The organism is Actinomadura darangshiensis (assembly GCF_004349235.1).
Taxonomy (GTDB): domain Bacteria; phylum Actinomycetota; class Actinomycetes; order Streptosporangiales; family Streptosporangiaceae; genus Spirillospora; species Spirillospora darangshiensis.
This window is the reverse complement of sequence record NZ_SMKY01000590.1, coordinates 1-1968: the sequence shown is the minus strand read 5'-3', so window position 1 is coordinate 1968 and position 1968 is coordinate 1. Positions and strand designations below refer to the sequence as shown.

Below are 1968 nucleotides of genomic sequence, written 5' to 3'. Positions count from 1 at the left end.
GCCCGCACGACACGAACACCGAATGGGCAGGTTACGGAAGCCCTCCAGATAGGTAGGGTCTCAGTAGGTCGTCGGCTCTCTTCGTGAGGAGGTGACGGGGCGTGGCCGCTCGTGACGATGCTGGGGCGCGCAGGGCGCAGCACGAAAAGGAGGTCAGGGACCTTCAAACGCAGATCTCCTTCCTGGAGGAGGAGATCTCCGTGCTGCGCCGCAAGCTCGCAGAATCCCCGCGCCAAGTACGTGTGCTGGAAGAACGCCTCCATGAGGCACAGGCGAACCTGGCCGCAGTAACCGGCCAGAACGAGCGACTCGTAGCGACCCTCAAAGAGGCTCGCGAACAGATCGTGGCGCTCAAGGAGGAGGTCGACAGGCTCGCACAACCACCCTCCGGATTCGGGGTCTTCCTCGAAGGCCGCGACGATGGAACGGTCGACATCTTCACCGGCGGACGCAAGCTCCGCGTCAACGTCAGCCCGGCCGTCGACGTCGACGACCTCCAGCGCGGCCAAGAGGTCATGCTCAACGAGGCCCTCAACGTCGTCGAAGCGCTCAAGTTCGAAGAGCAGGGCGAAGTCGTCATGCTCAAGGAAGTGTTCGACGACGGCGAACGCGCCCTCGTCATCGCGCACGCCGACGAGGAACGCGTCGTCAAACTCGCCGAACCGCTCCGCGGCGTCCCCCTCAGGGCCGGCGACTCCCTCATGCTCGAACCCCGATCCGGATACGCCTACGAGAAGATCCACAAGGCCGAGGTCGAAGAACTCGTCCTCGAAGAGGTCCCCGACATCTCCTACGACGAGATCGGCGGCCTCGGATCGCAGATCGAAATGATCCGCGACGCCGTCGAACTGCCGTACCTGCACGCCGACCTCTTCCGCGAGCACCAGCTCCGGCCGCCCAAGGGCGTCCTCCTCTACGGACCCCCCGGGTGCGGCAAGACCCTCATCGCCAAGGCCGTCGCCAACTCCCTGGCCAAACAGGTCGCGGAGAAGACCGGCCAGGAGGGCAAGAGCTTCTTCCTCAACATCAAGGGCCCCGAGCTCCTCAACAAGTACGTCGGCGAGACCGAACGGCACATCCGGCTGGTCTTCCAGCGCGCCCGCGAAAAGGCGTCCGCCGGGACACCCGTGATCGTCTTCTTCGACGAGATGGACTCCATCTTCCGCACCCGCGGATCCGGAGTCTCCTCCGACGTCGAGAACACCATCGTCCCGCAGCTGCTCAGCGAGATCGACGGCGTCGAAGGCCTGGAGAACGTCATCGTCATCGGCGCTTCCAACCGCGAGGACATGATCGACCCCGCGATCCTGCGACCCGGCCGGCTCGACGTCAAGATCAAGATCGAACGACCGGACGCCGAAGCGGCCAAGGACATCTTCTCCAAGTACATCCTCGACGGACTCCCCCTGCACCCCGACGACCTCAAGGAGCACGGAAGCTCCACCGAGGCCACCGTCGAGGCCATGATCCAGCGCACCGTCGAACGCATGTACACCGAAAGCGAGGAGAACCGCTTCCTGGAGGTCACCTACGCCAACGGCGACAAGGAAGTCCTCTACTTCAAGGACTTCAACTCCGGCGCCATGATCCAGAACATCGTCGACCGCGCCAAGAAGATGGCCATCAAGCAGTTCCTCGACACCGGCCAGAAGGGCCTGCGCGTCAACCACCTCCTCGCCGCCTGCGTCGACGAGTTCAGCGAGAACGAGGACCTGCCCAACACCACCAACCCCGACGACTGGGCCCGCATCTCCGGCAAGAAGGGCGAACGGATCGTCTACATCCGCACCCTCGTCTCCGGAACCAAGGGCACCGAGGCGGGCCGCTCCATCGACACCGTCGCCAACACCGGCCAGTACCTCTGATCGCCCCGAACCGTGACAACGCGCGCGCGGCGGCCCCCGGAACGGAGGCCGCCGCGCCGCCGCGCCACGCCGCACCCGCCCCGAACCGCGGGCCCCATGCTGT

Annotated in this window: 1 protein-coding gene; it reads left to right on the top strand. The window is 65.2% G+C overall.

Features of this window, described 5'->3' with window-relative positions; genetic code table 11:
• The first annotated feature begins 101 nt into the window (after positions 1–101).
• Positions 102–1865, top strand: a complete 1764-nt coding sequence (gene arc, locus E1293_RS46685) for a proteasome ATPase (RefSeq protein WP_132206532.1) — start codon at positions 102–104, stop codon at positions 1863–1865.
• The last annotated feature ends 103 nt before the right edge of the window (positions 1866–1968 follow it).